General features: G+C 53.9%; 16 protein-coding genes and 1 pseudogene. 16 read left to right on the top strand and 1 reads right to left on the bottom strand.

From position 1 onward, the window contains the following. Positions 1-45 precede the first annotated feature (45 nt). The 13 genes and pseudogenes from NSU18_RS08875 (at position 46) to NSU18_RS08815 (ending at position 21,857) form a co-directional block, all read left to right on the top strand. Positions 46-8,769, top strand: a complete 8,724-nt coding sequence (locus tag NSU18_RS08875; protein WP_341148809.1) for a chitobiase/beta-hexosaminidase C-terminal domain-containing protein — start codon at positions 46-48, stop codon at positions 8,767-8,769. Positions 8,770-8,799: 30 nt separating this feature from the next. Next, the gene (locus NSU18_RS08870; protein WP_341020374.1) at positions 8,800-9,489 is read left to right on the top strand and encodes a S1 family peptidase; all 690 of its coding nucleotides are present in this window, start codon (positions 8,800-8,802) and stop codon (positions 9,487-9,489) included. A 155-nt stretch (positions 9,490-9,644) separates the two neighbouring features. After that, a complete protein-coding gene (locus tag NSU18_RS08865; RefSeq protein WP_341020376.1) occupies positions 9,645-10,007 on the top strand; it encodes a LytR/AlgR family response regulator transcription factor in 363 nt (120 codons plus the stop codon). Positions 10,008-10,093: 86 nt separating this feature from the next. Continuing rightward, the gene (locus NSU18_RS08860; RefSeq protein ID WP_341148808.1) at positions 10,094-11,275 is read left to right on the top strand and encodes a MalY/PatB family protein; all 1,182 of its coding nucleotides are present in this window, start codon (positions 10,094-10,096) and stop codon (positions 11,273-11,275) included. A gap of 176 nt (positions 11,276-11,451) precedes the next feature. Continuing rightward, positions 11,452-12,408, top strand: coding sequence for a nucleoside hydrolase (locus NSU18_RS08855; protein ID WP_341148807.1), 957 nt, complete (start codon positions 11,452-11,454; stop codon positions 12,406-12,408). Between the two features lie 254 nt (positions 12,409-12,662). Then, positions 12,663-12,752 (top strand): annotated as a pseudogene (locus NSU18_RS08850) (transposase); the annotation flags it as partial. After that, positions 12,724-13,812 carry an RNA-guided endonuclease InsQ/TnpB family protein gene (locus NSU18_RS08845; protein ID WP_341151011.1) on the top strand — a complete coding sequence of 363 codons (1,089 nt, stop codon included), beginning with the start codon at positions 12,724-12,726 and terminating at the stop codon, positions 13,810-13,812. The pseudogene NSU18_RS08850 and the gene NSU18_RS08845, both read left to right, overlap by 29 nt. A gap of 228 nt (positions 13,813-14,040) precedes the next feature. Next, positions 14,041-15,291 carry a stalk domain-containing protein gene (locus NSU18_RS08840; RefSeq protein WP_341148806.1) on the top strand — a complete coding sequence of 417 codons (1,251 nt, stop codon included), beginning with the start codon at positions 14,041-14,043 and terminating at the stop codon, positions 15,289-15,291. Between the two features lie 171 nt (positions 15,292-15,462). Then, positions 15,463-16,416 carry a radical SAM protein gene (locus NSU18_RS08835; RefSeq protein WP_341020381.1) on the top strand — a complete coding sequence of 318 codons (954 nt, stop codon included), beginning with the start codon at positions 15,463-15,465 and terminating at the stop codon, positions 16,414-16,416. 65 nt (positions 16,417-16,481) lie between these two features. Then, positions 16,482-17,519 (top strand): bile acid:sodium symporter family protein, encoded by a 1,038-nt coding sequence (locus NSU18_RS08830; RefSeq protein ID WP_341020382.1) that lies wholly within the window; start codon positions 16,482-16,484, stop codon positions 17,517-17,519. Between the two features lie 444 nt (positions 17,520-17,963). Next, positions 17,964-19,994, top strand: a complete 2,031-nt coding sequence (locus NSU18_RS08825; RefSeq protein WP_341020384.1) for a methyl-accepting chemotaxis protein — start codon at positions 17,964-17,966, stop codon at positions 19,992-19,994. Positions 19,995-20,352: 358 nt separating this feature from the next. Next, the gene (locus NSU18_RS08820) at positions 20,353-20,628 is read left to right on the top strand and encodes a CD3324 family protein (protein WP_341020386.1); all 276 of its coding nucleotides are present in this window, start codon (positions 20,353-20,355) and stop codon (positions 20,626-20,628) included. A gap of 239 nt (positions 20,629-20,867) precedes the next feature. Beyond that, entirely contained in the window at positions 20,868-21,857 is a 990-nt protein-coding gene (locus NSU18_RS08815; protein ID WP_341020388.1) for a phosphotransferase enzyme family protein, read from the top strand. Here the strand turns inward: NSU18_RS08815 and NSU18_RS08810 are convergent. Next, complete coding sequence (locus NSU18_RS08810) at positions 21,836-23,116, bottom strand: histidine--tRNA ligase (RefSeq protein WP_341148805.1); 1,281 nt, start codon at positions 23,114-23,116, stop codon at positions 21,836-21,838. The genes NSU18_RS08815 and NSU18_RS08810 overlap by 22 nt on opposite strands. Positions 23,117-23,239: 123 nt before the next feature. On the opposite strand from NSU18_RS08810, the gene NSU18_RS08805 reads away from it, so the two are divergent. Genes NSU18_RS08805 through NSU18_RS08795 form a run of 3 tightly spaced genes read left to right on the top strand, consistent with a single transcriptional unit; the run spans position 23,240 to position 25,510 of the window. Continuing rightward, positions 23,240-23,377 (top strand): hypothetical protein, encoded by a 138-nt coding sequence (locus NSU18_RS08805; RefSeq protein WP_341020392.1) that lies wholly within the window; start codon positions 23,240-23,242, stop codon positions 23,375-23,377. Positions 23,378-23,405: 28 nt separating this feature from the next. After that, positions 23,406-24,062 carry an HD domain-containing protein gene (locus NSU18_RS08800; RefSeq protein ID WP_341020394.1) on the top strand — a complete coding sequence of 219 codons (657 nt, stop codon included), beginning with the start codon at positions 23,406-23,408 and terminating at the stop codon, positions 24,060-24,062. Beyond that, entirely contained in the window at positions 24,059-25,510 is a 1,452-nt protein-coding gene (locus NSU18_RS08795; RefSeq protein ID WP_341020396.1) for a DEAD/DEAH box helicase, read from the top strand. Before NSU18_RS08800 ends, NSU18_RS08795 begins: the two co-directional genes overlap by 4 nt. Positions 25,511-25,604: the final 94 nt, after the last annotated feature.

Here is a 25,604-nt window from a genome sequence, read left to right as displayed (position 1 = left end):
CTCTGGGAAATCCTTAAGTCACAATCCAATTCAGGTGGTGTCAATATGGCTTTGAAGCGAAAATCATGGATAGGTTATCTAATAGCACTGGCGGTAGTTGTTGTTGCCGCAGTTGCCGGAGGCATCATGGCTAAGGCTGATCCGCAGACATGGGACAGCGCGGCTAGGACCGAGTGGTACGTGCCAACGAATGATACCTTCAAAATAAAGACTGCTGCAGAGCTGGCAGGTGTAGCCAAGCTCGTAAATGAAGGTAAGGTAAACGGGCTGAGCGGTAAAATTATGGAGATTACCGACAATCTGGATCTCTCCGCTTACCAGTGGGTGCCTATCGGTACGGCCGAGCATCCCTTCCGGGGAACCTTAATCACCGAAGGCGGATTAATGAAGAAGATTAACGGTTTGAATGTAGTAGCGAACCGTTCTTACCAGGGTCTGGTAGGGAACATGGCAGGCGGTACAGTAGGCGGCCTGATTTTTGAATCAGGCACCATCTCTGTGACCGGAGTAACCTATGATGTCTATGCCGGCTCTGCTGTTGGTAAAATGAGCGGCAGCAGCATTGTGTTTGACATTACCAACCAGATCAATATCACTTCGGACGCTTCTCCGTACCACTCCTACACGGGCGGTATTGTCGGGATGGGCGAAGGGATGATCTCGAACTCTATCAATAACGGAACCGTTACAGCGTATGGTTCAGCCGATGTTGGCGGAATTATGGGCTATGGCGATTCCAGAGGCATCATCATCAAAAAAGTGGTCAACCATGGAGCGATTCTTGCCCAGGGGACGGACAGCTCCGTGCTCACCGCAGGCGGGATTGCAGGGCATACGACAGGAACGCTTAGTCTAAATGATGAAGATACGCCAATCATCAATACGGCTACTGTCTCCATTGCTGGCGGAAGTCAGGTTGCGGCAGGCGGGATTGCCGGTAAAGTGGACAACACCGTCGTGTTCTCCAACATGACTACCAATAATGGTGCAATTACCGTTAATGCAGCAGCGGCAGTGAATTCGGCAGCCGGTGCGCTGGTAGGCGCGACAGGTACGGTTGGCAGCCGTGAGGCTTCCATTACCTTTGTGAATACAGCGCCGGTTACCAATAACGGCGGCAAGAACGTATATACCGGCGGGATTGCCGGATATACCGGCAGCAAATTCACCTGGACGCATCCTTATGCGAATACACAGCAGATTACAGCAACAGGCACAGAGAATGTAGCTACCGGCGGATTCGTCGGATATGCCGCAGGCGGCTTGGTTACCAGCAACGCTACGGCAGGAGTATTTGAGAATAGAAAGCTGATCTCAGTTAACGGCGGCAAAGGAGTCTACACCGGCGGGATTGCCGGTTATGATACGGGCGGGAACATCACTCAGACCTCTTCCACCGGCGAACTGAAGGTTAAAGGTACTGCGGATGTATATACCGGCGGTACTGTGGGTTACGAAATCGGCGGAACCATTGCATCGTCCGTGACCGGCAAGACTGCAGCGGACCTGCTGAGTATCACTTCTGATGGTACCATCGGCGGAATCGCCGGCTACCTGGAAGGAACCGTGACTAATTCTTCTATTAAATATGCAACGCTGCAGGTCACTTCTGCTGGAGGGGTTGCCGGCGGAATTGCCGGTAACGCACAAGGTACGGTCAGCGGAGTTACTGCTGGAGATGCTGAATCGGCTGACTACAGCACCTTGGTGCTCAAGGCTGCGGTAGCGGGTGCACCGGACGGGCAGTATAATGTCACGTTTGGCGGACTCGTAGGCGTGAACACGAAGCCGCTGACGCTGACCGGCGGAAAGGCTGCACGGATCAGCTTCCTGAATGAAGCCGGAACCAGCGGGTATACCATCGGCGGCGCAGCAGGCAAGCTGACTGCTGATGCGGTAATCGGAACTGCTGCTGTGCCTGCACAGGTACAGGATATCCGCACAGAGCTGAAGGCCGACAAGGTGAGCTTCGGCGGCGGCGCAGGGCATAACTCGGCTGCCGGGTTCAACGGGCACACGAATCGTATTGACATTAAGGCTACAGGCGCTTCGGTAAAAGCCGGCGGTATGTTCGGCGAGAACCATTCGGCCGCAGCCACTCCTTACAATCATGCAGAGAATGTAGTTATCACTGCAAGTGGTGCGGATAACCAGCTTGGCGGGAATACCGGCTTCAATGCCGGACAGCTGGTTAACGCTACAGTGACCCAGCTGTCTATTGAAGCCAGCGGTATCCGTGCGGAAGCGGGCGGAATCGCCGGACATTCCGAAGGCGTATCGGCGTCTGAAGCACGTGCAGGCATTGCATCTGCTGTACTGAATGTTCCCGGTGCTGAACCGATGATTACGCTGACAGCGGCAGATGCCAAAGCTGGAGCGATCGTTGGAGCAGCTACAGCGACAGATATTACAGCGCCGGAAGTGAACGCAGAAAATGGCGCTCTGATGCTCATCCAGGCCCAAGCGGCGAAGCCGTCTGTCGGCGGTCTGGCAGGCACCCTTACGGACAGCAGCATCAGCAGTGACAGCAAAAAGGTCAATGTGGAGAATATGCTGATTCTGGCAGGGCCAGCGGCTGCAGATGCCTACATTGGCGGTATTGTAGGCTACAATGAGTCCTCCAGGCTGGAACGTCTGGCAGGATCAGCGGTGAGTCTGACCATTAACGCGCCGCGCGCTACTGCAGGCGGAGTGGCCGGATATAACCACGGCAGTGCTACAGGCATTATTGTGGACACTTATATCAGCGGTCTGAATCTGAAGGCTAACGACGGTGCAGTGTCCTCTTATGTCGGGGGCATCGTGGGTCTCAATGCAGCCCAGAGTATGGATCCGGTACTGAATCCTGCGACCTCGGTCAGCACGATTCAGAATACCCGTACACTGGGTACGGTCTCAGCTACCTCCGCAAATGCCATTGTGGGCGGTATGGTCGGCGAGAACCGTACGCTGATTGCCAACAACAGCATTACCGATAAAATCTCGGTGATCTCACGAGGCAATTCCTCCCTCATCGGCGGTCTGGCCGGTGTGAACACGGCATCAGGAACACTCTATTACACGTATTCCAATGCGAACCTGACCATTGAAGGGAAGGGTACCCATGCCGGGGGCTTGGCAGGCAGCAATGCCGGTGCGGTAATTGGCTCTTATGTAGATATTGATGTTACTGGCAATGCTCAAGGATCATCAAGCGGCTCGGTCTACCTGGGCGGACTGATCGGCAGAAATACAGCCGGTACAGTGGAACAATCGTATTCCGTTTCCAAGGTTACGGCGAACGAAGTCTATACCATTGTAGGCGGTCTGATCGGGGAACTGTCCGGCGGGACCATCAAGAATTCCTATGTGGCGAAAAGTGTTAACGCTGCGAACGATAATTCTTACGCCGGCGGCTTCGTTGGCCGAATTACAAACGGTAAAATAAGCAACGTCTACTCGGCAGCAGAGGTTAATGTAGCCGAGAAAAAGACCGCTTATGCCGGCGGCTTCGCCGGACGTTATGATAATGCAAGCAAAGAACTGCTCTACAAGTCTTACTATATTAAAGACGAAGGACTGAACATTAACCGCGATCTGCCTGATTTCGCAGAGGGCAATCACCGCTGGCTGAATGTGCATGTCCGGCTGACCACCATTCTGTCGGAGACCCTGAAGGACAGAACGGTATTCCCGGGCTTGTCGGGCTGGGATTTCGAGGGAGCCTGGAAATACGGCTCGCTGAGCGCGGCATACCGTTATCCCGAAGTCAACCGCACTGCCAATACCGGCGGCGGAGACAACGGCAATAACGTAAATGCCAATATCAACTGGTATACGAAGGATAAGGATGCGATCGGCTTCGAGATCACCTCGGAAGCGGAGCTTGCCGGTCTGGCGGGAATTGTCAACGGCACGATTGCCGGTGTGGAGCAATTCGGCTTTAAGGACAGAACCGTGACCGTGCTGAATCCGATTCATATCCAATCAAAGCAATGGGTACCTATCGGTGATAAGGAAGCTGGCCCGTTTGAAGGAACGTTCGACGGGAAGAGCCAGCTGATCGACGGTCTGACTCTGCAACCGGTATATACTCATTCCGGGTTGTTCGGAATCATTGGAACTAATGCTACAGTACAGAACATGAATCTTGAGCCGCTCTCGGTTGCCGGTAACGGCTACACCGGCGTACTGGCCGGAACGAACCTGGGTACGGTCAAGAATGTGGACCTTAAGCTGCTTGAGGGCGTTAAGGTCAGCGGCGGTATTGTCGGCGGCATCATCGGCCAGAACTCAGGCAGTGTTGCCGGTCTGCAGCTTACGCTGGACGGCGGAAGCCGGATTGAGACAGTAGCTGAAGGCGGCATCGCCGGCGGTCTGATCGGCGACAACACAGCGGATATTACAGCTGACACCTATGTCATCCACGATAAGGACGGCAGCATCGGTAGTGCGGCTGACCATGCCGTTATCGGCGGGATTATCGGGGTTCAGAATGGTAGTGCGACGGGGCTGGCCCTTGAGGTCAATTCGAGATACCGGATTTCCTCCACAGGAATGGAAGCCACGGTTGGCGGACTGGTTGGACATTACCAGAGCGGTCAAGCTGAAGGGCTGACCGTAAGCTTTGCAGACGGAACCCTGGAAGCGCGGGGGCTTGGCTCCATCCTTGGCGGTATGATCGGTCAATCCGATCAGGGGAACAGCATCCGCAATGTTACAGTAACCGGCTCCGGCAGCGGTGTGCAGCTGACAGCTAATGGTACGGCTGGCGGTGTAGTGGGCGCGAAGGAAGGCAGACTCGGCTTCATTCTGGCCCGTTCTGTGGATAACAGCAGCAGCTTCGATGTTGAACATGCAGCGGTGTCAGGCGTGAAGCTGGCTACGACCAGCGACAGCTTGCAGGCTGTGCTCGGCGGGATTGCCGGATCGGCTTCCCGGACGGCGATCAATGACGCCAAGTTCAAGGCTTCTTTGCAGGCCGCCGGTGAAGTGATTACTGCCGGAGGTATTGTGGGAGAGAGTGATAACTCCATCATCTACAACGCAGATTCGTCGCCTGAGCTTCAAGCTGCGGCGAAGAGCGGTGAGGTAGCGGTCGGCGGGATCGCCGGAACGATCTCAGCCCAGGATATCAATCAGGGCTTTGATTTTGGCAAGGCATATCCGCTGTATAAAGGGATTTACATTGCCAAGGTTCATGATGGACAGATCACAGTCACCGGAACAGACCATCGTGCTGACCTCTATGCGGGCGGTCTGACAGGTAAGAATACGGATGCTTCCATCTATAGCTCCGAGGTGGCCTCCGGTCTGAAGGTAACCGGCGGTAATACTGTGAGTGCAGGCGGAGTTGCCGGATACAGTAATGGTATCATTGTGGACACTATTGTCAGAAGCGGTGTGAACGCAGATAACAGCAGAGTGATCAATGCCGGCGGGCTTGTCGGCTGGGGAGACGGCGGTGAGCTTCATTACAGTAAGGTGACCGCCGGCTCCGGCCAGTCCATCACTATCGGTTCGGCGGTTACTCTGGGTGAATCGGTGCCGAATACACGCGTCGGCGGGGTCATCGGTATGGCCGATCATGTCCTGATTACGAATAGCCATACGGATATTCCGGTAGTCATTACAGATACGAATCAGGATAATACGATGTATGCAGGCGGCTTCGCCGGACTGCTGGGTGAGAACGGCACGCTTGCCGGACAGATTCAGAAGTCTTATGCTACAGGCAAGCTGACTGTCAGCGGCAGATTAGGCTCTTATGTCGGCGGATTCGCCGGATCTGTAGATCATTACTCGATCACAGATTCCTATGCCTCCGGTGACATCAGCAATACCGGCTTCGACACACGCAGCGGCGGTTTCGCAGCCTCCGTGGAGAGAAGCGGCAGCATCAGCAAGTCTTATGCTTTACAGAGCAAGATTTCTACTGTCGGAGTGAAGTCTTCGACCCGTTCCTATAACGGCGGCTTCGCCGGTTATAATGACGGAACGCTTACTAGCGTGTACGCAAATGTGCCGCAGATTAACGTTGCGGTTGCGGGGGACAATGTCTCCAAGGGTGCACTGGTCGGCTACAACTTCCGTGACGGTAAAATTATTAGTTCCTCCTACACAGGCACACTGTCCGCTGTAGGCCGCAACACAGGTGCAGCCGCAGCTGCCGTAAATACAGCAGCTGTTGATCCGCTGGCTTCAGGACTATGGAGTATCGATTATGACACTAGCTTCCTGAATGACCTGACGGGCGGGGCCATTACGGTGCAGACTCCGCTGCAGCTTGCAGGGGCAGTCATGTTCTATAACGAGACTGGACTGAATTATTACAAGCTGTTCAACAGAACGGCAGAGAACAAGCCGGGGCTGGCAACGATCCTGCTTGAAGCAGATATCGACCTTGCCGGACGCTACTGGACGGCATTCGACAGCTTTACAGGCGTATTCGACGGCCAAGGCCATACGCTAAACGGACTTTCTCTGAAAGCCTCCGGCCAGCAGACAGCCGGATTTATCAAGGATCACCGTGGACAGCTCCTGAATGTGAACTTTACCGGAGCAGAACTCTCCGGCGCAGTGAATGCAGGTATTGCTGCCGGGATCAACCATAAGGGTGCCGTTATCCAGAATGTGAAGGTCAGCGGTTCCGTGGCTGGCAGTGCTGCCGCAGGCGGGGTAGCAGGCGTGAATCAGGGAACTCTGGAGAAGGTCACGAATGAAGGCGTGAAGCTTGCCGGAGCAGGCCGGATTGGCGGCATTGCCGGAAGTAACGCTGGTGTAATTCACCAGGCTGTATCGAAGGGCGACATTGATGTTACATCTGCACTGGCCGCAGGCGGCATTGCCGGTGAGAACAGTGCGGAAGGCTTCATCACTGAATCAATGGTCTACGGCGATATCCGTGTAGCTTCGGCTCAGGCAATCGCTGGCGGAATCAGCGGTCTGAATGCGGGAGAGATCAAGAACAGCTACTCTGCCGCGACGGTTCTCGCTGAAGGCATGTCTACTGCATGGGCTGGCGGGATTGCCGGTCTGGCAGAGAGCGGGTCGATTATTTCTTCCCTGAACACCGGAGAAGTGAAGGCTGGAGTGAAGGGTAAGATTCAGCCGCTGCAGGCCTTCTTCGGAGGAATTGCCGGACAGAAGTCTGAGCATGCCACGATCAGAGGCTCCTTGTTCAACAGACAGATGCTGAAGAATAATATTGCCTATTACAATTTGGATGGTAAGGCAGTTGGCGGCAATAACAGCAGTGCCATGGGGCTGCTGGGTGCAGAGCTGACCGGTGCGAATCTGCCGGCAGGCCTGGATGCCGGAGTCTGGACAGCCCAGAACACCTTCTATCCAGTGCTTGCTGCCTTTAACGGAACAGACGAAGGGAATCTGGCTTCAGCCGCTGTTATCCTGAGCCCGCAGGATCTGATTAACCGCGTGGGTTCGGCATTCCACATGAGCGGCGGCGGAGCACTCTCCTGGAGCGCTGATCCGTCCAAGGCTGCAGTGAACGGTACAACAGGCAGCCTGATATCAGGCGGCAGTGCAGTGCTGAAGGCAACCGCTGGAGGACAGAGCAGAAGTATTGCTATTAATACAGCAGCACTCCAGTACCCGAGTGCAGCAGTTGCACCAACTGCAACTCCAGCAGATAAGAATTTCACCACTGAATTGAAGGTGGAGCTGGCAACAGGTGAGCAGGAAGGAAGTATCTACTATACACTGGACGGTACAATACCAACTGAGACCTCCCAGATGTACAGCGGACCTATCGATCTTAAGAGCACAACAACGGTTAGAGCCATTTCCATTGCTCCCGGCAAAGAGTACAGTCCGGTTGCAGCCTGGACCTGGACGCTTGTCGTCCCTAATCCTGGCACTGATTCCGGCTCTGGCGGCTCTGGCGGTGGTGGTGGCGGTGGCCTGGCAGCTCCGCTTCCGAGCCCGACACCTGCACCGGCAGCTCCCGCGATTACCGCGGTTGCTGGAGCATCAACAGTAACTGGTGACAGTGAAGCTCCGGTCAAGATCGCTAAGAACAGCAAGCTTGCGCTGACGGCTCCAGAAGGGCAGACGATCTATTACACAACGGACGGCAGCATTCCGACTACCAAGAGCACGAAATACGCCGGTGAGCTGCTGATTACCAAGAGTATGACGATCAAAGCGATTACGGACAAAGACGATAAAGTCATTACCATCGAATATGTGGTTGAGAATGCGAAGTACAGCCTGAAGAGTGACAGCGGCGAGATCAAGTATATGACAGCCTATCCGAACGGCCTGTTCATGCCGAACGCTGCCATTACCCGGTATGAGCTGATCCAGTCCCTTGCACCGCTGCTTGACATGGAAGAAGTAAATGTAGGGAACCTGTTCAATGATGTCAATGCCGAGAATGAAGGCCTGACCGGATTCTTCGCATCGGCCGGCATTATTGAAGGCTTCCCGGATGGCGGATTCGGCGGAACCAAGGGCTTGACCCGTGCGGAATTCTCCAAAATCATGACTACCGTGCTGAAGCTTGATGTGACTGGGGCAGGCGTTACGAAGCAGAAGGATATCCGCGGACACTGGGCAGAGAAATACGTGAATGCCCTGTCGCAGGCGGGATACGTGCAAGGCTTCCCTGACGGAACCTTCAAGCCGGGAACACCGATTACCCGTGCGCAGGCCGTAGTGCTGATCAACCGCATTGCCGGCACGAAGAAGCTGACGGTAACCGCTGTACAGTTCAAGGATCTTCCGGCTACCCACTGGGCTTACAAAGACATCATGTCGGTTGTGAAATAACAGAAATTCATAAGTGAAGGAGCTCGGCGGATGAAAACAAAGCTGCTTGCCGTAAGCCTGGTCCTCTCATTAATCTCGGCGATACTCTTCTATTCGGGCACCACCAGTGCGGATACACCTGAGACGTACAATGCTGAACAAAGCTATGGAATAGCGGGTAAGGCGATCTTTTATCTGCGTGTGCTGAAAAGCGACGGTACTGCAAGCTCCACCGGAACAGGAGTGATCCTGTCTCCGGCCGGTACCGCAGCAACAGCGTATCATGTGGTCAAAAACGCACAGCGCATTGAAGGAGTCATGGCGGATGGAACAGTGATTAGTCCAATTAAAGTCACGAAGTCTGACGAGCTGAAGGATGTGGCCATCCTTGAGCTGCCAAGTCCTGCTGCGATGAAGCAAAAGGATAATGCCTATGCTTATCTGCCGCTGCGGGAGGACAAGCTGAGACATGGTGAAGCGGTGTATGCCCTGGGCTATCCGCTCAAGAATACAGCGATCATCACGGAGGGGATAGTCAACACTCCGGCAGCCGACATTAACGGCCGAAGCCGGATTCTAACCTCGGCCCAGGTGGCAAGCGGAATGTCCGGCGGTCCTCTGCTCGATACGCACGGCGAGCTGGCGGGTATCATCTCCGGTTCCCTGCGGACGATGAGTAACATTCATTTGATTGTGAATATGGAGGATCTGCGCAGCCTGCTGCCAGCTTCCTTCAACTAAAAGCATTACCAGAAGCAGCTTACACTTGAGGCTGCAATATAATACCGACTATGGCTGTCCTCAGGCGTTTCTTGGCAAACGCGGGGACAGCACTTTTTTTAAAATAAGCTGCTTGATGATCGTAATTCATCCCTATGGAAGGAGGAGGAGCCCGGGTGATTAAGGCCTATTTGCTGGATGTGAATCAGAAGGATCTCTATAAGCTGTCATCGATGCTTCAGCATACAGGCATGGTAAATGTGATCGGTATGTCTGCTTATCCCGAGAATGTTGTGGACCGGATTGTTCTGCTGCAGCCCGACGTGCTGTTTCTGGATCTTCAGCTGCCCGGCCACCAAGGAGTCGTTGTAGCCGAGCTGGTGAAGAAAAAGCTGCCGGATATACAGATTGTGGTGGTCACAGAGACGAAGCAGCATGCCCTGTGGGCCTTCGACCAGGACATTGTGGATTATGTGCTGAAGCCGCTGGAGGAGGTCCGGCTAAGCCAGTCTCTGGAGCGGCTGCGCAAGGGAAGCTGAAGCAGGCTGGCGGATGGGATCAGGATGCCGGATATCTCTGCCCGTGGTACAATGTACGGACAAGCAGAAAGGATGGGTGATTTTAGTTGAAGTATGATTTTAACCGTGTCATTGACCGCCGCAATACCCGTTCCTACAAATGGGACCAGTCCGAGAAGCTGTTCGGAGACAAGGAGATTCTTCCGCTGTGGGTAGCAGATATGGACTTCGAGAGCCCTCCTGCGGTGCAGGAAGCGATTCTGCGCCGCGTGCAGGCTGGAATATACGGCTATAGCGTAACGGGCGACTCCTACAAAGCAGCAATTGCCGGCTGGTACCGCAGACGCCATGACTGGGAGATTCAGGAGGAGTGGATCTCGGATTCTCCGGGGATTGTAACCTCACTCAGCCTGTCTGTGGAGCTGTTCAGCCAGCCGGGGGATCAGGTGATTGTGCAATCGCCGGTCTACTATCCTTTCTATGATGTGATCCGGATGAATGACCGCAAGGTGGCAGTGAATCCGCTGAAGCTGGAAGCAGGACGTTATGTCATGGACTACGCCCAGCTGGAAGAGCTGATGGCCGGAGGCGCGAAGCTGCTGCTCCTGTGTAGTCCGCATAATCCGGGCGGCAGAGTATGGGAACGGGAGGAATTGCTGCGTCTAGGCGAGCTATGCCTGCGGTACGGGGTTACGGTTATCTCGGATGAGATTCATTGCGATATGATCATGCCCGGACATAAGCATATTCCGTTCGCCTCCCTGTCCCCGGAGCTGTCTGACATTACACTGACCACACTGGCGGCTACCAAGACCTTCAATCTGCCGGGTCTTCAGACCTCGTATATTGTCACTTCCAGCCCCGAGCTAAAACGGAAGTTTGACTATAAAATTAAGACGCTTAGCCTGCACATGTCAGCATTCTTCTCGCCGGAGGCTGTGGAAGCGGCATATAACGAAGGGGAAGAATGGCTGGATGAGCTGATCCTGCACATTAACGGCAATGCTGACTACGCCATCTCCTATCTGGCCGAGCATCTTCCGCAGGTGAAGCCGATGCAGCCGGAAGCCACCTATCTGCTGTGGATCGACTGCCGCGCCCTCGGCCTGGATTCAGACGGGCTCAAGCAGATGATGTACCGTGAGGCTAAGGTGGCGTTCAACGAAGGCTCCGTCTTCGGACCGGAAGGCCAAGGCCATCTGCGGATCAATCTCGCCTGCCCGCGCTCCGTGCTGGCTGAAGCACTGGAGCGGTTCGTGAAGGCTGCGGCCGCCTACGTGAAAAATTAATGTGTCAAGCCCTATTTACAACTTGACAATCCTTAATGGAGAATCCGTCGCCTGATGAGGCTGGCGGATTCTTTATTTTGTGGAGACTATATTGAGCCGAAGATAACCCCATGTTAAGATGAGCAGTGCGAATAAGCTGAGAGAGCAGAGTAAATATAGGGAGTGGAGAGATAGAGATGAGTAACAGCACAACTAGAATCATCATCGATTGTGACACAGGAATAGACGACGCTCTGGCCATATTGTATGCGCTCCGGGCGCCGGGGGTAGTGGTTGAGGGGATTACGACGGTGTTCGGTAACATTGATGTGCAGCAGGCGGCAGATAATACGCTGCGGCTGCTTGAGCTTGCGGCTCCGGGCTATGAAATCCCGGTAGCGCTGGGAGCTTCCCGGGCGCTGGTGCGCGAGCTAACCGGCTTCTCCACCCATGTTCACGGGGAGAATGGCATCGGCGGCGTTCAGCTGCCGCCCTCCCGGCAGGTGCCGGTTCAAGAGACGGCAGCGGAGTTCATCGTGCGGATGGCGGATACGAATCCGGGAGAGCTGGTGCTGGTAACGCTTGGGCGGCTGACGAACCTGTCGCTGGCGCTGGATCTGGACCCGCAGCTGACCTCCAAGCTGAAGAAGGTAGTGGTCATGGGCGGAACGGTCTTTAAGCCGGGTAATGTTACACCGGTAGCCGAGGCCAATCTGTGGGGCGACCCGGAAGCGGCTGACCGTGTGTTCACTTCAGGGCTGCCTGTAATGATGATCGGGCTGGATGTGACTCTTCAGACGCGGATTACATCTGAGCATGTGGAGCTGCTGAAGCGGCATGGACGGGAAGAGAATAGGGCGGTCATTGACTTCATGGAAGAGTCGCTGGCGTATTATTTTAAATTCTACCGTGAGGCGAACTATCTGATTAACAGCGCTCCGCTGCATGATCCGCTGGCCCTGATGGCTGCCTTGCAGCCGGATCTGGTAACCTGCCGCCGGATGAAGGTCCGTGTAGAGCATCAGGGGGCGTTCACCTCCGGTATGGTCGTAGCAGATTTGCGGGCACAGCCCAAAGAAGGCGAATTCATCGAAGTGGCTGTAGAGGTGGACGCTGAACGGGCGGTTGGTGTCTTTTTGAGCGTATTTATGTAGGTGTAAGGGGAACCCCGGACGGGTGAATCTGCAATGGTTATACAAATTGGTCGAGAAAGCCCACTCCTTTAGGGGGGGGATGAATCGTCTTTGTTTAAGGGACATCCTTATGTTGAAAAAAATGATCGCATCTTTTTGTAGCAGTTAATCATTTAACTGCTACAATCTAGGTAAGGGACAATCCTATAGAGGTACAGACGTAAAGTGCTAGTCCATCAAGTGGAGATTCAGTTTAAGCAAATCGTTATGGAGCCTGGACGCGTGCCTACTTTGTCAGTACGGCAGGGAACGTTTCAAGCGAAACGTTCAAACGATATGTTGAAGAACAAAAAACAAGGGGGTGAGACCCTGCAAACCGTAACGATTCAAATCCGCATTTTCCCAACCCATCCGTCTGTATTGGTGGATATGGGCAACGAATACATTTGTACCGTCAACCAACTAACGGAGCAAGCCGAAAGGTCTGGAACGTTCCCGAAGCTAACTTCAAAAACCGTCCATGCCAATCTACCCTCTGCCGTAAAGAATCAAGTGATTCGAGACGCCAAAAGCCTATTTCAGCGGTTCAAGAAAACGAAGAAGCGACCTCTTCTCCAAAAGAGGGTGTACTACGTGAACAATCAAAATTATACGATCTGGGGCAACCACATTTCTTTTCCGGTGATCCTGGAAGGAAAAGCACAACGTCTTGTGGTTCCTGCGCTTCTTTCGGACCGGGAGCGAGGCATGTTTGTGAACGGGAAGCTTGGACTTCTGCGCGTGGTTCAAAAATCAGCGAAATGGTTTGTTCAAATTTCAATCGAACGCCCCACTAAGCCAGCCGAGGGTCATGAAGTGATGGGGATTGATTTAGGCTTGAAAGTTCCTGCTGTTGTCGTAACCTCTAGCGGCAAGACAAAGTTTTGCGGAAATGGACGTAAAAACAAGTTTGTTCGCCGTAAGTACAGTGCCTATCGCCGCAAATTAGGAAAGCTTAAAAAGTTATCAGCGATCCGTAAACAGAACGACAAGGAAAGTCGTTTTATGAAAGATCAGAATCACAAAATCAGCCGCCAGATCGTGAATATGGCGATTCAAGAAAAGGTGTCTGTCATCAAGCTGGAGAAACTGACGAATATCCGTAAGACGACAAGAACAAGTCGTAAAAACGCTAGAAATCTGCATCATTGGTCGTTCTATCAGTTGCAAATGTTCATCGGGTATAAGGCGACACTCGCTGGAATCCAAGTGGTTGAAGTGAATCCGGCTTACACATCGCAAACCTGTCCCTCTTGTGGAGAGCGGAACAAAGCAAAGGATCGAACGTATCAGTGCGACTGCGGTTATATAGCACATCGAGATCGGGTCGGTGCCATCAACATCATGCGTCAACCTGTGGCAGATGGTAATAGTCTGCCAGCCTAGATAGCTATACGCTCTGATCTAGGATGGGTGAATGAACTCGCCCTTAACTTAGCAGTAGGGTAAAGCGGAAACGTATGCACCCACTAACTAGCTAAGAATCCCACCCTTTTAAGGGTGTGGAAGTTCGAAATACCTTCATTTGCTATATTTATCTAGTTTGCTAGAATAGTAGGGGATGTAAGGTTGAGAGATTCACAATCTATCTAATAGAATGGGGAACTTACTGATATGAAGCATTTGGCTAAAATCGTATTATGCGCAGCGATCTCACTCGGCAGCCTCTCGGCACTTCCGGCAAGTACGGTCCATGCTGCGCCTGCGGGCGTCAGCATCATGCTGGATGGCTATCCTCTGCCGTTTCCGGTAGAGCCGGTGATGATGAACGGAACGACCATGGTGCCCTTCCGCGCCATCTCTGAAGCCCTGGGAATTCAGGTGGAATGGAATCAGAAGGCCCGCAAGATCACAGCCACCCGGAAGGACGCAGCTGGATCTGCTCCAACTGTAGTCGTCCTGACCCTCGGCAGCAAAAATGCCGTCGTGAACGGGACCGTAGTGAAGCTTGCGGCAGCGCCGCAGGATATCCGCGGAACGACGATGCTTCCGCTCAAATTCTTCAGCCAGCAGTTCGGGGCGGCAGCCTCCTGGAATCAGGCATCCAAGACCGTATTCATAACTTCCCCGAAGCGGGATATGTATACCTTGGGCTTCTACGCACAGAAGGCTTACAGTGAGGTCTCGCTGATTCCAAGCTTCGATGCGGTTGCTTTTGGCTGGGCGCGGATTGACAAGAACGGCCAGTTCACCACCACGGGCAAGGATTTCTGGTGGCCGGAGGCGGCTGGCGAGGTTACGCCGGAATCGATTGTGCAGAATGCGGCGGCGGGAGGGACCGCTCCCTACCTGATGATCTATTCCAGTGACTCGTCACTGGAGCTGAGCAAGAATCTGGAGGACGCGCAGCTACAGCAGCAGACGATCGCCAGTATTGTCGATTTGGCCTCACAGAAGGGCTTCAAGGGCATCGGACTCGATCTTGAAGGCTTGGGACTGACGGGGGATAAGGCGCTGGTGCAGAGCCAATATAACGCTTTTGTCAAAAATCTCTCCACCGCCGCCCGCGCCGCCAGCCTCAAGCTGACTGTCATTCTGCATCCGCTGAACAGCTCCTACAAGGGCTATGATTACAAGACGCTGGGGAAACTTGCGGACGATCTGGTTATCATGGCTTACGCCTATGAAGGAGAGACCGGGCCGGAGCCGATGAAGAAGGTCGATGAGAGCATCCGGCTGGCGCTTGATCAGGTCAGCAAGGAGAAGCTGATTCTTGGGATCTCGGTCTACAGTGAGAACGAAGCCTCTGTCAATGCCAAGATCGGTCTGGCTAAGCGTTACGGCCTTAAGGGAATTGCGGTCTGGCGTCTGGGAATCATCGGCCAGCCGGTGCTGAACCGGATGGGAGAAGCTATCGAGCTGTAGCAGGTACATCTATCTTAATGAAGACTGCTGTATGGTGAGCCTATAACCGTGCAGCAGTCTTTTTGCAAAGATCAAATATCAAATGTCACATTAACCTCACGGGCAAACCTGTATAATTCTATAGTTGACCTTTGAACAGGAACAATCAGCATCCAAGGAGGACTATAGAAGATGAGTACGAAATACAAAGCACTGGAACTGGATAAGCCGATGACGTATGAGCTGGAAGGGCTGGAAGTCGGCGTAACCTCGAACTGCAATTTCCGCTGTGATTACTGCTGCGCTTATAATAGAAATGACGGCCAGACTCTTGACGGCAAGGAGGTCATCCGCATTTTGGAGGAGCTGCCTAATCTGAAGCGTGTGCGTCTGTCGGGCGGAGAGGTTACGCTGAAGTTCCAGGATTGTGTGGAGATTGTGGCCTACTGCTCTTCGCGCGGCATTCAGACCCAGCTCAATTCGAACGGCAGTCTGCTGAATGAGCAGCGGATCGGGCAGCTGGTGGACGCAGGTCTGACGACGATTCATATCTCTTTCAATTTCACCACGGCTGAGGGCTTCTCGCGGTATTACAACATTCACACCAGCGTCTATCACAAAATCAGAGAGAACATCACTATGTTCGCCAAAACAAACGTGAATGTCGTGCTGGAGACACTGCTGTTCAATGAGACTCAGGATCATATGCAGGAAATCAGCGAGCATGTCTATTCCATGGGCGTAAGAACGCATGAAATCCAGAATAGTATTATCATGGGACATACCGGCTGGAAGGCGATTGCCGCCCGCGAGCAGCTGAAGAATGCCGTCAATGAGCTGATTGCACGGAAGCCGGAGGACACCACTCTCTACTTCACCTGTATGGACCGGTTCATGGATGCAATGGGCTTCGAGGAGCAGCCGGGCGTCTATTTCCCGCATTGCATTGAAGGCATGAAGCAGCTTCATCTGCACGGTAACGGCGACATTCTGATCTCCGAGCTGTGCCACCCGGTTATTATCGGCAATATCTATAATGGAACGTCACTGAAGGACTTGTACAGTAATATGCCTGCACCTCTGTCAGACTATCTGGAGAAACGGCCTTGCCCGGCGCTGGACGCCTTGTTCCCCCAAGGAGTATAGCTCCTTTACCGGATCTGGCAGCAGAGACAGTCAGCGGTGTATGATGGCAAAGTTTACATGAAGGGATGAGAACCATGCTTGGTGCAGTAAGACACGGATTAATATCATCCAACCGTGTGCTGGAGCGGATTATGCCGCTGCTAACACCCGCAGCCATCGTAGTTGGCGTGCTCAATGAGGTGTCTCTGCTTCCGTTAACGTGGCTGGTGCCTTGGATCTTCGCCGGTATGACACTGATCGGCAGTCTGAAATCGAATTTCCGGGATCTGCTAGCCGTGCTGGTCAAGCCGCAGAAGCTGATTCTTCTGCTGGTTATCCTGCACGTTGTGATGCCGCTGATCGGGTGGGTGGCTGCGATGCTGTTTTTCCCGGGTGATCCTTATACCGTTACAGGGTATGTGCTGCTCTTCGCTATTCCGACCGGAGTGGTCAGTGTAGTCTGGGTATCCATGCATGGCGGGAATATCGCGCTTACGCTGGCGCTGATCTTGATCGATACGCTATTATCTCCATTGATTGTACCGGCTACGCTGTATGTCCTGATGGGGGCGAGCGTACAGATGGACGCCGGTGAGATGATGCGGGGCCTGCTGTGGATGGTGGTACTGCCTTCTGTAGCAGGAATGCTGCTGAATCAATTCAGCAAAGGCAAGATCAGCACGGTATGCGGTCCGCCGCTGGCCCCGTTTGTCAAGGTGGGCTTGTTCACCGTGGTCTCGATCAATGGGGCCAGCATCGCCCGGTATCTGAAGCATCCGGATGGCAAGCTCATCCTTATTATCGCGGTTACCTTCGTTACGGTCGCGCTCGGTTACGTTATTGGAGCATTCGTTTCGCGCCGCCTGCATTATGACCATGAGAGCTCCGTGGCCGTACAGTTCAACTCCGGCATGCGTAATCTCAGTGCAGGCGCAGTGCTGGCTGTGCGCTACTTCCCGCCCGCTGTGGCACTGCCCGTGATCTCCGGTATGCTGTTCCAGCAGATTCTGGCTGCCTGCTCCGGCATGTTCATCCGCAGCAGGGTGAGACGGCGGCAGCAGCAAGCCCGGCCGGTAGCAGTGCCGACTGGCGCCTCAGCTTCGCCGGACAGCCCGGGCACTTAGTAGAAGACCAACTTCATATATGGAATGCGAACCCGCTTCTCCTAATTCAACCGCTGTATGCGGTTGTTGAGGAGGGCGGTTCTTTGCTATTTGGTAAATTATGATTTGTGCGTGTCGTGGATAAGCAGGTACCCGTTGGCTGCGAAGGCGCATAGACCAAATGTAATCGAAAAACCGGTCACAATTGGACTGTGTGTGTCACTATGGCCGTGCGTTTATCACAGGTTGTGCCAGACGTTTTTTCACAGAAAAACGAATACAATATGTTTTTACTAAGATAAATATAATAGGTTACGATTCGACAAAATTCGATAATATTTCTGAAAATACTACAAGGAATATTCATTATTTTCGAGGAAAATCCGATAATTATTGTAATAAAGTTAGCATTTTGGCTGATTAGAAGCTAGCGGATTAGAAAAGGGCGGAAGGAAGAAGAAAATCATGAAGATTCGTATGAAGCTATCGGTTATGATGATTGTCGTTACACTTATTTCTACAGCATTAATGGGGATTTTTACGTACACCAAATCCACAGCCACCATCATGAACCTGACCGAATCTTCCATGGAACAGGCTAACACCAACAAAGCGCAGACCATCGGCGCAATGATCGACAAGGAGAAGCGGAACATCCAGCTGGTAGCGGGGGAGAGTGAGATCGCGGAGCTGCTGCTTCAGGCTGCTAACGGCGGCTCAGTGGAGGAAACACTGCGGGGCCAGATCAATGTTAAGCTTCAGAGCCAGGTGAAGGATGCAGGCAATCTGGAGCATATGTTTGTGGTCGATCTGAAGGGAACGGCGGTAGCGGACAGCGATACTAAGCTGGTCGGCGCCAACTTCAGCGACAGAAATTATACGAAGAATGTCTTGAAGACCGGCCAGCCGGCCATCAGTGAGACGCTGAAATCCAAATCCACCGGGGCTTACATCCTGGTGTTTGCCCATCCGGTGATGAGCGGGGGCAAGATGATCGGGTTCGTCGGCTCGGCCGTAAATGCGGATAGCCTGATTACGTATCTGGCGGATGCCAAGGTAGCGGGCGCCCCTTCGTCCTATGCCTATCTGGTGGATGAGACGGGGAATACGCTGTATCACCCTGATCATAAGAAGATTGGCTTCCCGGTCGAGAACGAATCGATCAAAGCCGTTGTGGACCGGGTGAAGGCGGGGGAGGCCGTTGCGGACGGCAATGTGGAATACACCTTCAAGGAGGCCAAGAAAAAAGCGGCCTTCACCGTGCTGCCCGAGACGAAGTGGACCCTGGTGCTGACCGGAGATGTGGACGAGGTGCTGCAGCCGGTGAGCGAAATGACCAACTTCATCCTGCTGCTTGGTCTGGGAAGTCTGCTGCTTACCCTGTTGATCGGGACTACGGTGGCTACCCGGATCTCCTCACCGATTATCAAGCTCACGGAGCTGGTGAACCGCACGGCGGAGCTGGATCTCAAGTATGATAATCAATATGAATATTTGACTAAAAATAAAGACGAGACAGGAACCATCGCCAAGGCTATGTTCCGTACCCGCGCGGCGCTGCGTGAGATGGCGGGCAGTCTGATTGCGATCTCCGCCAAGGTGCTGGACAATGCCGAGACGCTGGAGAAGCTGTCGAATGAGGTCAGAGAGAATGCGCATGATAATTCAGCCACGACAGAAGAGCTGTCCGCAGGGATGGAGGAGACGGCAGCTTCTACCGAAGAGATGACAGCGGCCATCCATGAGACCCTGAACAACGTGAGAATGATCAGCGCTAAGGTAAAAGAAGGCTCCGGAGTATCGGGCCAAATTACGCAGCGGGCCCTGGAGCTTCAGCATGATGCAGTGACGTCTACAGAGAACGCGAAGCAGATCTACAGCTCCGTCCGCAGTGAGATGCAGCAGGCCATTGAACAGTCAGGAGCGATCCACGAGATCAATGTATTGGCTGATACGATTCTCTCCATTACAAGCCAGACCAACCTGCTGGCCCTGAATGCAGCGATTGAAGCTGCGCGGGCAGGTGAGGCGGGCCGGGGCTTCGCCGTGGTGGCCGGGGAGATCCGCAAGCTGGCCGAGAAGTCCTCCGAGACGGCTTCAGGCATTCAAGAGGTTGTGCGGAATGTCTATGCCTCCGTAGAGCAGATGACCCGGCACTCTGAGGCTGTGCTGAGCTTCATCGACCGCAATGTGCTGGGCGATTATGAGCGTCTGACCGAGGTCAGCCAGCAGTATAATGATGATGCTTCCACGATTAACGGGCTGATGAACCAGTTCGAGGCGGCAGCTGAACACCTGAACGAGACCGTCTCCAGCATCGCCATCGCTGTCAATGAGGTGGCGGCTACCGTGAACGAGGGGGCCATCGGGGTGCAGGATATCGCGGAGAAGACGGCGGATATTGTGGAGAAGACCTTCCATGAAGCCACAATGGCGGACGAGAATACGCAGAGTGCTAAGGAGATGCAACAGCTGGTAGAGAAATTCAAAATCTAAGCCGGTTTCAGCAGATCTTTACCTGGGCTTCATCTATTTTTAAGCTTGAGGGGGTATAGTACTCACATACCCCCCTTTAATATAACTTTTGGCCCCGCCGGACGCTGGCGGGGCCCCTTTTTTTGAAAGACCGGATACTGGTATGCTATAGTCAATATAAGCTATGTTAGATACTGGAAGGAGGACGCATCATGACAAGATTAATGCTCAGCTCTACGCAAAGTCTATGGATCAGCAGACAGCGGTTATTGTGTAGAGCGGACAGCTATTCTCCGCTGCAACGTTTGGCCGGATAAGGTTCTGTTCTATAGACTTTGCTGCCTTGATAAGTTGAATAACTTAAGAGGAGCGGAGCTATATGAAATATGTAAATGCAGACCTGGTATTACCGCAGCAGCTGCTGCAGGAGGTTCAGAAATATATGCAGGGCGGGATGCTCTATATCCCGAAGCCCGAGGGACAGCGCAAGCGGTGGGGGGAGAGTTCAGGCGGCAGATCCTACTTAAGCGCCCGGAACCAGTCCATTCGTGAGCAATATGCCAGCGGACTAAGCGTAACTGAGCTGGCGGAGCAATTCTGCCTGTCGGGCGACAGCATCAAGAAGATTGTCTATGGAAGCAAGCAGAGAGGGTAGAGGTCTTAAAGGCACAGAAGGTAGCCATTTCTGCTTATGGTAAAAGCAGAAATCTAGTTTATGATGATCGCCTCAAACTGATCCACCTGTAATACAGAGACTGCTCTAAGAAGTCGCGTCATGACTCTTGGAGCAGCCTTTTTTTGTGCAAAAGTCAGGTTATACCTGTCTATTATCTATGTCCCCCGCCTCCGCCGACCCTATAATAAATGCAGACATTCATAGGAGGAGACAGAAAGATGAAAGTAAAAGCAGCAACAAGGAATATAGTACTCCAAGCGCTCAAGGCATACGAATTAGATTGGACAAAAATTGAATATGTAAAGGAATCCGATAGTATCACGTTCAAGATCGAGACGGAAAACAAGCAGCAGCTGCTGCTGCGGATTCATGGCGAACGGTGCAGCCGGGAGGAGATTCTGTCGGAGCTGGAATGGCTCAGACATCTCAGTCAGTCGGCGGAGCTGGTTGTCCCCGTGGGGCTGCCGGATTCAAGCGGCAGTTATATCCTGGAGACTCGAAGTGAAGCTGGCAGTGAAGCGCAGCAGCTTAACTATGTTACCCTGATGCGTTGGGTCGAAGGGAAGCATTCGGAGGGCGATCTGCCGGATGAGCAGCTCTACGCTGTAGGCGTCATGCTGGCCGGGATGCATCAAGCGGGCGGACAGTTTGCCCCCTCTGCAGCGTTCACCCGTCCGGCATGGGGAGCGGACAGCTTCCGCAAGGAATGGGATAAGCTGGAGAAGCATCATTCGGCGCTGGTCCCGGAAGCTTGGTGGAAGCTCTATCAGGCTGCGGCTGTTAGAATTTTGGATGAAGCCGAAGCCATGCTGCCGGATGACAGCAACTATGGTCTGATTCACGGTGATCTCCACGGCGGGAATGTGGTGTTCGCTGAAGGAGAGCCGCGTGCCATTGATTTTGGCCGCTGCGGCTATGGCTTCTACCTCTATGATCTGGCAGCTGCTCTGCTGGAACTGTCCACGGAACAGCGCAGAAGCTTGATAGGGGGCTATAGCAGCATCCGTGCGCTGGAGCCGGATTACGAACGGAAGCTGGAGTGCTTCTTCATTATGATCATGATCGGGAACTATAGCCACCACATCTCTAATCCTGACGAACTCCCCAGCTTGCGGGAGGAACAGCCCTATGCACTGGCCTATCTAAAGGAGTATCTGGCGGACTCCCGGTTTCTGTTTCATAGAATTCAGCCCATCGAAATCAACTGAACCGCCTCCGCCGCCGTAACCAGTTTCTCGCTCCCCAGGTCCATATCCTTCAGCCGGAGATTGCCGAGAGCGGCTTCGCTCTCTCCGACCATAATCACGTAGCGGATGCCTCTGGCTGAAGCGGCGGCCAGCGTTTTTTTGAGCCTGCGCGTGCCGGTGTCCACCGTGGCCCGGATGCCGGCGGACCGCAGGCTAGCTGCAGCGATGAGAGCCTGCGGCATATATCCGCCGATCGGAACGATCAGCACGCCGGAACGTTCCGCCGGTTCTGCCGGGCGCCCGCCCAGCAGGGCCATGATCGATTCCATGCCGAAGGAGATCCCCACGGTAGGATATTCGATATCGTCACGCCCGACCAGCTTGCCGATGATGGCATCATACCTCCCTCCGCCGCCCAGACTGGACGAATAGCCGCCTGTGGCATCGAAGATTTCGTATACAGTCCCTGTATAGAATGACAGCCCGCGTGACAAAAACGGATCGAACACGCACACATCCGCAAGTCCAACCGCATCCATCAGCTGCTGCAAGGCAAGCACTTCAAGCGTGCCCGGCTGTCCTTCCAGCTTGTACCGTTCTACCAGTTCCGCGAATCCCGGGTTCGCCAGCTCCAGCAGCTCCGAGATCAGCGTAACCGTCTGAGCGGTTAGCTGCTTGTCAGTCAGCTCAGCCAGCACCCCGCCGCTGCCGATCTTAGCCAGCTTGTCGAGTGTGAGCATCACCGAGAGCTGCTCCTGCTGCGGTACAAAGGCCGCACCCAGAATCTCACCGAGAAAGCGGCGGTTGTTCCACTTCAGCACCACCGGAATTTCCAGTCTGCGGAAGGCTTCCACCGCAAGCTGCATCAGCTCTGCTTCCGCCTGCGGACCGGCAATGCCGGCGACATCGGCGTCACATTGCAGGAACTCGCGCAGGCGGCCTTTTTTGACCGGACCATCCCGGAACACCTTGCCGATCTCATACCGCCGGCAGGGGAATTCGATTCCCGGATTGAGAGCAATCACCTTGGCAAAAGGAATCGTCAGATCGTACCGCAGCCCCAGCCTGCGCCCGCCCTGATCGGCCAGCTGGTACATTTCGCGCAGAATCTCATCGCCCCCGGCGTATTTGGAGGTCAGCAGCTCCAGCTCATTCAGCATAGTCGTATCCATGGACTCGAAGCCGTACAGCTCGAACAGCTCCTGCAGCGTAGTGCGCACCTTCTGGCGGATGGCCTGTTCCCGGCCGAAGTAATCATAGGTTCCTTTAATATTTTGCATACAGCACAGCTCCTTTAGATGTGAATTCCGGTGAAAATATAAAAAACGCGCCGGACCCCGTGGTCCTGCGCGCTTATCTATGCCGCAGGGAGGTCGAACGCGAAATGCGCTAGCCCTCCCTGAATGAATTCAGGTGTGCTAACGCTGCTTGTGATGATGAAGCTGATTCGTTATGATGGACAAGCGGTTCATATGAATCATATCCCTTCCGGCTGGATTACAGCACATTATAGCGGATGGGGAGCAGCGGCGCAAGCGTAACATTTTTGATCGCAGAGGAGCTATTATAATGAATGATACAGAGCTGATCACAGCAGCGGAGCATTTCGCGCAGGAGCAATTAGGCCAGGATACCACCGGACATGACTGGTTTCATGTGAGCCGGGTGCGCAATACCGCAGCCCTGATTGCCGGAATGGAAGGGGCCAATGTGGTGATCTGTACCATAGCCGCCCTGCTGCATGATGTAGCAGATGAGAAGCTGAATCCCTCCAAGGAGGCAGGGCTGCTCAAGGTGAGTGTCTGGCTGGACGGACATCTGCCGGATGAAGCAGCGTGCAAGCATATTATGGAGATTATTGCCACGATGTCCTTCAGCGGCGGCGGGGGCGAACCGATGTCAACGCTGGAAGGGCAGGTTGTCCAGGATGCGGACCGTCTGGATGCGCTGGGGGCGATCGGGATAACGCGTACCCTGGTCTTCTCGGGAGCCAAGGGCCGGCCGGTCTACGATCCGGCGATCCCTCCGCGTGACGAATCGCTGCAGGAGGAATACCGGGACTATTCCAAGGGGACGGCGGTCAATCATTTTTATGAGAAGCTGCTGAAGCTGAAGGATTTGATGAACACCGCGTACGGCAAGCAGCTTGCGGAGGAGCGGCATCAGTTCATGCTGGATTTCCTGGAGCAATTCTATAAGGAATGGAATCAAGGGGGTACACAATGAGTGAAGTACAAGTGAAATTTAGTGATTATGGTCTGGATGAGGAGATTATCCGCGCGCTGGAGGCTCTGAAGTACACGGACCCTACAGAGGTGCAGCGGAAGGTTATTCCGGTGGCGCTGAAGGCGCAGGATCTGATCGTCAAGTCCCAGACCGGCAGCGGCAAAACCGCAGCCTTCGCCATCCCGCTCTGCGAGCTGGCCGATTGGGCGGAGAACAAACCCCAGGCGCTCGTGCTGACTCCTACCCGGGAGCTGGCCCAGCAGGTGAGAGAGGATATAACGAACATCGGGCGCTTCAAGCGGATCAAGGCGGTAGCGCTGTTCGGCAAGCAGCCGTTCGCCCCGCAGAAGCTGGAGCTGACCCAGAAGACGCATGTGGTCGTAGGCACACCGGGCCGCGTTTTTGACCATATCGAGCGTGGCACGCTGAACCTGAGCCGGATTCAGTATCTGGTCATTGACGAAGCGGACGAAATGCTCAGCATGGGCTTCATCGAGCAGATCGAGAAGATCATTAAGCAGTTGCCCAAGGAACGTGTAACGATGCTGTTCTCGGCGACGCTGCCGGAAGTGATCAAGAATCTGTGCCGCAAGTATATGACGGACCCCGTGGATATTGAAATTGCGGCCAGCGGCTTGACGACTGCGTCCATTGAACATGCGCTGATTGAGGTTGTACAAGCTGCCAAGTTCGGGCTGCTCAGCGATCTGCTGATGGTGGAGAACCCGGATAGCTGTATTATTTTTTGCCGGACCCAGGAGCAGGTGAATTCCCTCTTCCGCGGGATGGCCGACCTCGACTACCCGGTGGACAAGATCCACGGCGGCATGGAGCAGGACGAGCGGTTCGAGGTGATGAATGCCTTCAAGCGCGGCCAGTTCCGTTATCTGATCGCCACCGACGTTGCGGCCAGAGGCATTGATATCGAGAACATCACCCATGTCATCAACTACGATATCCCGTTGGAAAAAGAGAGCTACGTTCACCGCACCGGCCGCACCGCGCGCGCAGGCAAAAGCGGCAAAGCGATCACCTTCGTGACGCCGAACGAACACAAATGGGTCAGAGAAATCGAAGGCTATATCGGCTTCAGCCTGCCGGTGATAAAGGCTCCTTCAGACGATGCCGTGGCCGATGCCAAACCGGCCTTCGACCAGAAGCTGGGCAAGCAGCAGGTCCGCAAAGCGGGCAAAACCGAGGTCATGAACCAGGATATCATGAAGCTGTATTTCAATGGCGGCAAGAAAAAGAAGCTCCGCGCGGTGGACTTTGTCGGCACCATTGCGAAGCTTGAGGGGATTACAGCTGAGGACATCGGGATCATCACAATTCAGGATAACGTGACCTACGTCGATATTCTGAACGGTAAGGGACCGCGTGTACTCCAGACGATGAAGGAGACCACGGTTAAGGGCAAGCTGCTGAAATGTCATATTGCCAAGAAATAAGCCGGAGCTGCTGCTATTGCAGCCGGGTATCGAACGCTGTCACACTGGGCAACAAGGCCGGGGTGACAGCGTTTTTTTGAAATAGTGATGTATG

This window comes from Paenibacillus sp. FSL H8-0048, from assembly GCF_038002825.1.
Classification (GTDB): domain Bacteria; phylum Bacillota; class Bacilli; order Paenibacillales; family Paenibacillaceae; genus Paenibacillus_AQ.
Note: the sequence above shows the minus strand (reverse complement) of the source record. Positions and strands in the feature narration are given on the sequence as shown.